The 6,969-nt window shown below is 40.1% G+C and carries 4 protein-coding genes and 1 pseudogene; 1 reads left to right on the top strand and 4 read right to left on the bottom strand.

Features of this window, described 5'->3' with window-relative positions; all coding sequences use genetic code 11:
* Nucleotides 1-103: 103 nt before the first annotated feature.
* The gene (locus HWQ41_RS32745) at nt 104-1,072 is read right to left on the bottom strand and encodes an o-succinylbenzoate synthase (protein WP_292772179.1); all 969 of its coding nucleotides are present in this window, start codon (nt 1,070-1,072) and stop codon (nt 104-106) included.
* Nucleotides 1,073-1,228: 156 nt separating this feature from the next.
* Nucleotides 1,229-2,125, bottom strand: coding sequence for a 2-carboxy-1,4-naphthoquinone phytyltransferase (gene menA, locus HWQ41_RS32740; RefSeq protein ID WP_292772178.1), 897 nt, complete (start codon nt 2,123-2,125; stop codon nt 1,229-1,231).
* A 308-nt stretch (nt 2,126-2,433) separates the two neighbouring features.
* Between menA and HWQ41_RS32735 the strand changes: the two genes are divergently transcribed.
* Nucleotides 2,434-3,849: an isochorismate synthase MenF gene (locus HWQ41_RS32735; RefSeq protein WP_292772177.1), complete on the top strand. Its 1,416-nt coding sequence runs from the start codon at nt 2,434-2,436 to the stop codon at nt 3,847-3,849.
* Nucleotides 3,850-4,195: 346 nt separating this feature from the next.
* Here HWQ41_RS32735 and HWQ41_RS32730 read toward each other — a convergent pair.
* Nucleotides 4,196-5,149, bottom strand: a pseudogene (locus HWQ41_RS32730) (L-lactate dehydrogenase); the annotation flags it as partial.
* Nucleotides 5,150-5,290: 141 nt separating this feature from the next.
* Nucleotides 5,291-6,598, bottom strand: a complete 1,308-nt coding sequence (locus tag HWQ41_RS32725) for a glutamate-5-semialdehyde dehydrogenase (protein WP_292772176.1) — start codon at nt 6,596-6,598, stop codon at nt 5,291-5,293.
* Nucleotides 6,599-6,969 lie beyond the last annotated feature (371 nt).

Genomic DNA, 6,969 nt, shown 5'->3' with positions numbered 1-6,969 from the left:
GATAAATGTGTTAGTTCTAAATATAATTCCTGAGCTATTTGATTAAATTGACGGCTGTTGTAACCGATAAGCCAATCATCTTGAGCAAGGTTATTAAGACAGTCTAAAGGTCGTTCCATAAACTTTGAAGCCACGTATCTTCTTGTTCAAAAAAATGGTCGATGCCAAAACCAATTGCCCTGTTGTTTCGGGATAATTCTGCTGCTAGCTGGAGTGCTGCAAGTCTTGCGATCGCAGTTTCAAATACTGATGAAAATACAGTATCAATTTGATGCTGGTGGCAAAACTTTCTCAGACGAGATGGTGATCCAACTATCCCAGGCTTGATCACAAAAATTCCTCGCCAACCTTGTTGATAACAAGCAGCGAGTTGCCCAAGTGTGGCAACAGATTCATCTAAAGCGATCGCAGTTTCATAACTCATACTCAATTCCAACATCTGCTGAAATTGCTCAACAGGTAGCGGTTGTTCGATAAATTCAATTTCTGGGGCTAGTTCTCCATTTGCTTTGAGATTGTCGCAAGTCCACAGCCATAAGTTTGCTTCCTCATAGCTGAGTCCACCGTTGGCATCTAGTCGCAGTTTGGTAAAGGCTGGTAAGGTGTGTATCAGTGACTCAAAAATTTCTAGTTCATCAGCGATCGCATACACTCCAATTTTCCACTTAAACGTGCGATATCCCTGCTGCCACAAAGTTTCCCATTGATTTAAAGCCACTTCCCCAGCTGGTAGTAAGGCACTGAAAGATTGGGTATGGGGCATTGAAAAGAATTCAATTCTCCACTCTTGCGCTGACTCAAAGCCAAATTGACAAGCTGGTAACTCATCTGGGATGGAGAAAATTATCTCGTCTGTGATTTCTCCTGGGAGTTGGCGACAAAAATCTAAGGCTTGTTCTAGGGTTTCGGAACCAAACCAGCTAATGGGGGCGATTTCTCCCCAGCCGACTTTACCTGATTCATCGGTGAGATGGAGGATAATGCCCTCACGAATATCCCATTTACCATGATTAGTGGTAAGCGATCGCAAAAATCTTCGCTGATAAGGACGAAATTTAAATTGATAACGCATCAATTAACGCCGTGTGTAACTTTCTTTCAAACCTAACCCCCAGCCCCTTCCCTACTAGCGTTGGAGAGGAAGAATCAAAGCCTCTCTCCCTGTGGGGGAGAGGAATGGAAGCGGGGTTCTAAGAATAAGTTGCACATCGCGTTCAATTAGTAATTGCTAAAGCATAAATCCTAAACCGAACAGCAAGCAAGCCCAGAAATGCACGGCTACGGCGATGAATTTACAGTTACTAACTTTGTCCGGCTGGTTATGATTTTCTTGGACATGGCGGCATAATTTAACAGCAAAAGGTAAACTTACCCAACTCAGCAATGTCCAAGCTGGAGAAATCCCCAATAGCACAAACAGCAAGGTGAGGGGATAAATACTAGCAGTAAACCAAACTAGGAGTTGGGCACCTTTTTGGGTTCCTAGACGGACGATAGGCGATCGCTTACCTGCGGCGATGTCATCCTTAACTTGGTGAAAGTGTGAGCAAAACAAAATTAAGGTTGTGGCAATCCCAACAATCACTGAAGCTGCTAAACTCGTTATTGACCAAGTTTGGGTTTGGCTGTAGTAGGCTGCCTCCACTGCTAAGGGGCCAAAGGCAAAAAAGCAAAGAATCTCGCCTAAACCCTGATATCCTAAGCGAAAGGGAGGCCCTTGGTACATATAGCCTAAACCGCAGCACAGCAAAATTATACCGATAACAGTTAGGTCTTGTTGCCAAAAGGCGATCGCTAGTATGCCCAGCAACCCCAAACCTAAACACAAATTTCCTATCCAAAATATTAATGGCTTATTGCCTGTTAAGTTCACCAGTGAATGGTGCTTATTTTGATCAATACCTGTTTCGGAATCAAAGACATCATTAGTGATATTTTCCCAGGCAAGAATTAAGATTGCCGCAGTTACAAAAGTAGAAAATACTACACCATTAAAAATGTTAGTTTCGGCAAATGCTACTGCTGTTCCTACCCAAATGGGCATAATGGCAACGCTGTACATTGGCGGTTTAATCGCTGCCATCCATAACTTAGTGTTGGGATATAAAATCTGCTTGGTAGTCATTAGTCGTGATTAATTAAATTGCCGGGATATTACTCACACTTGAGATTTTATGATTTAAAGAGACGCTAGATATTCATCAGCTAAAAACAACTGCCACTTTTACTGTGGCTCGTTAACCTTGCGTTGTTAACACTCCACCCTCACGGTTGCAGCCCAAGGCTGGAACTGGCTTGTCAGGGTCTAGGAACACCACGAACAAGGCAAATCCTACGCTGGTGAAATGATAACTTAATATGTTACCTGTAGAAATACGACCACGATTAATTAGACTTTAGGAAGTTAACTTAAAAAAAATTTACTATAGATCCATGACAGTTTCACCATGTCGTAGCAACTTCTTTGTACAGCACAAAGATTTATATCAATTTCTGGTAGCAGTGCAAGAAAAGTGCCTCAACAATAATTGTAGGCAAATTGTCAGTATCTCCCAAGAGATCGATTTAGTTGACCCTTTACTTGTATTGGATAAACTTACACAAGCAAATGAAATAAATTTTTACTTTGAGGACAGAGGTAAAGGAGAAGCGATCGCGGCAATTGATGCTGTAGCAAAATTACAGATTGATGGCGCAGACCGTTTTAGTCAAGCAGAATATTTTATCAAATCTTGTCTAAAAAGTATAATTAATTTTGGTAACGTTAACCAACCTTTTTCTGGGCCTCACTTTTTTTGTTATTTCAGTTTTTTTGATAAAAATACCCAACTAGATTATCCCTTTCCATCTGCTACCATCTTTCTTCCACGTTGGCAAGTAGCTGTAAAAAATCAGCGTTGTATATTAGTAACAAATATAATTATCAATGCAAATGTAAATATTCAAACATTGTTGGAAAATGTGCAAAATAAAATTGAATTTATCCAATCTTTAGAATACTACTCTGCTAATATTGATTGTTTCTCAGCAAACTTCTACAAAAAATCCGTCACAAATTCTGCTCAATTTAAACGTTCAGTAGTATCTGTTTTGGAAAAAATTCGGTCTAGTCATTTAAGTAAGATTGTATTAGCAGATATATTAGATGTAAAGTCAAGCAAACACTTTGACTTAGTTAAATCCTTAAATAATCTTAGACAAATACATCCTAACTGTTATATTTTTTCTACAAGTAATGGCAAAGGACAAAACTTTATTGGTGCAAGTCCAGAAAGATTAATTAGTATTAATAATCAACAGTTAATCACTGATGCTTTGGCTGGTTCTGCACCACGAGGTAAAACCCCTGCTGAAGATGCAGCTAATGCCAATCGCTTACTAAATAGTGAAAAAGAAAAGCATGAACATTCGCTAGTACTTGATTTTATAACTCAACTTCTATTTCAGCTAGGTTTATCACCTCAAATATTAGCACCCCGCCTACGACAATTATCTAACATCCAGCATTTATGGACACCAATAAGTGCTACAGTTCCTGCTAACATACATCCATTAAAGATTGTCGGACAATTGCATCCTACACCAGCCGTTGCTGGTGCATCACGAGATGTTGCTTGTGCCGAAATTCGTCGTTATGAAAGCTTTGAGAGAGGTTTATATGCTGCACCTCTGGGTTGGATAGATTCTCAGGGAAACTGCGAGTTTATTGTAGGAATTCGTTCAGCATTAATTGATGGCGATCGCGCGAGATTGTATGCTGGTGCTGGTATCGTTGCGGGATCTGATCCTCGCAAAGAGTTTGCAGAGGTGCAACTTAAACTTCAGGCGTTACTTAAAGCGTTAGTTTAATGGCTAATTTTTCAGCCGCCGATGATTTTGGAACACTCAATCACTAAAATTTGCTTGGGTCGGGTGCAGCTATTTGTTATACTGCTGACTTGGTTGTTTGAGGTGCTTGGGTAATAGTTTAAATCCACGCGATTGACGACAAATAATATGTTTACTTTTTTTACTTACCGCGTTGCATATCTCGTGGGTAACGATGACAAATGTCGTGTTAATCCACAACTATCAACAAGGATAAAGGGCGATGAGGCTTATTTGATCTGCATCCTAGCCCTTTTTATCATCCTGCAAGCCCTTATACATATTCAAAAAAGCACATTTTTAGACAGGCTATGTGAGTTGATTTTAATTATGCTCCCGAATTGTAGGCTTCATTCAGTTTGGTGGCTGACTCTTCTAATAAACGTTGTTCATCAGCATTTCTTGGTAACACCAGTTGGCGCTCAATACCTTGGGAGCTAATGATACATGGAAGTCCAAGAACAACTTCACTGCCAACTCCATAGTTAGAATCTGCTCTCACCGATACTGGAAATATCTGCTTTTCATCTCGCAGGATGGTATCAACTAACTGACAAACTACTGTTGATATGCCATAGCTAGTATTTCCTTTACGTTCAAAAATGTTATGGCCTCGCTTACGGGTTAACTCTGCGTACTCTTGCTGAATTTGTTCCAGCGTTGCTCCTTGTGGTATGGGAAATTCAGTTAACGGAATTCCCCCAATAAATGCACTAGACCAAACGATAAATTCACTGTCTCCATGCTCTCCAATCACATAAACATGAACGTCTTGTTTACCAACATTCAGTCGCTTACCGAGTTGATATCTCAGTCTAGCAGTATCAAGAACGGTTCCCGAACCCAAAATTAGGTTTTCTGCTCTAGTGGAAGTGGCGATCGCAATCCGTGTTAGTACATCCACTGGATTACTAACGATAAGTACGATTGAATTCGGTGCAACTCGATCCAATTCTTTTATCGTCGAACGCATGATCTGTGCATTGTCGCTCAACGTATCTAATCGGGTCTGTCCTTGTTTCTGCTGCACCCCAACAGTCACGACAATGATATCAGAATCTGCTAAATCTTCATATTGATTTGATGGTATAATTTCCATCTCTTGAAGTAGGGGAATGGTGTCTTCAATATCCCATGCTTGCCCCTCAGCTTTTGATAAAGTTCGGTCAAAAAGGACGACTGTTACACATTTACCGAGTAGCACTAAAGCATTTGCTACGTCTGCACCCACATTACCCGCACCAATAATACTGACCTTGGATGTTTTGCTACTCATGCGAAATCTACTTTTTTGTAACTGGCCCTACTATAGGACTCCGATTTGATTTTTGAAAACATACTGAGACTGAAAAGCCCGTTTTATCGGGGTTTCATTTGAAATCTTGTTCAAAAATCAGACATGAGTCCTATATGTGAGAATACTTTACACAAAATCCTGATGAGTAAAAGCCTTAGCATTCGCCCCCGTGTAAGTAGCTACAATATGACCATCGCCAGTCATTTGATATTTGTATGTGACTAATCCTTCTAAACCAACGGGGCCGCGGGGAGGCATTTGTTGTGTACTAACTCCTACTTCTGCACCGAAACCATAGCGGAAGCCATCAGAAAATCGGGTGGAACAATTGTGGAATATATTAGCTGAATTGACTAGTCCAAAGAAAGTTTCGACAGATACTAAATCTTCAGAGATAATGGCATCGGTATGACGAGAACCATATTCGTTAATATGGGCGATCGCATCTTCTATAGAGTCTACAATCTTTATGGACAAAATAAAATCGTTATATTCTGTTTCCCAATCGGTTTTTGTTGCAGTTTTGATATTAGGTAAAATTTCCAAGGTGCGTTTATCACCTCTTAATTCCACATGGCGTTCTTGCAAAGCATCAGCAGCTTTTGGTAAAAATTCTGTAGCAATCGATTGGTGAACTAGCAAAGTTTCAATTGCATTACAAACAGCAGGATATTGCGCTTTGGCATCGACTGTAATCGGAACTGCTTTAGAAAGATCAGCGGCTCTATCTATATAAAGATGGCAAATCCCATCGGCGTGACCTAATACCGGAATGCGTGTATTGTCCTGCACGAAGCGCACAAAAGAATTAGAACCTCTAGGAATAATTAAATCCACATATTTATCTAACTTCAAAAGTTCTAAGGTTTCTTCTCTAGTTGTGAGCAACTGTACCGCATCAGGGTTAACAGCAGTTTGAGATAATCCCTGTTTAATTGCCTTAACGATCGCTTCACAAGAACGTACCGCTTCCTTTCCACCTTTGAGAATGACACCATTACCCGATTTGATCGCCAAGGAAACAATTTGAATCGCCGCCTCTGGACGGGCTTCAAAAATAATCCCCAAAACCCCTAAAGGACAAGTAATCCGCTTGAGAGTCAAACCAGTATCAAGTTCGCGGTGAATCTGTACTTTACCGATAGGATCATCTAGTTTACCAACATCTCGTACCCCAGCGATCGCATCTCTTAATTCATGTTCATCCAACTGCAAGCGCTTATAAAGTGGTTTGGGAATTCCCACCGAAGTAGCAGCTTCACAATCAGCAACATTTGCTTGTAAAATTTCATCCTTAGCTGATTCTAAAGCTTGAGCGATCGCCACAAGTGCTTGATTTTTTGCCTCAGTGGAGAGAATCGCTAGCTTACTTGCAGCTTGGCGGGTTTGTCCTGCGATCGTAATTAGGGGAGAAGCAATGTCAACAATAGTCATAGCACAAATCTTTACTTTTTCCTCATCTTATCAATCTGAGGTTATGTTCATCATTCGTCTTCCTCCAATCGGGTGAACCATCTGGGTAATCAATAATTACTCTGATCGGGTGAAGCAAGACTTGGTTCAAAACATTTATTCTGTGATTATCGAACACAGAGAGATTAGAGGTAATAAATTCACATTATTAATAAATAGTATAAGTATTATTACATATTTTATTTGAAAATCTTAAATATGATTTATGCGTTCCCCAGGCTAGAGAGACATAATAATTTATGTTTTTCTAGCCTTTTACTTATAGCAACGGACAAGAAGGTTAGGACATTAACTGATGATAAAACCTATATACAAACAGACTTTCAACCCAG

The organism is Nostoc sp. NOS(2021) (assembly GCF_017115025.1).
In the GTDB taxonomy this organism is placed as follows: Bacteria; Cyanobacteriota; Cyanobacteriia; order Cyanobacteriales; family Nostocaceae; genus Nostoc.
The sequence above is the reverse complement of the archived record's forward strand: the minus strand, read 5'-3'. Positions and strand labels throughout refer to the sequence as shown.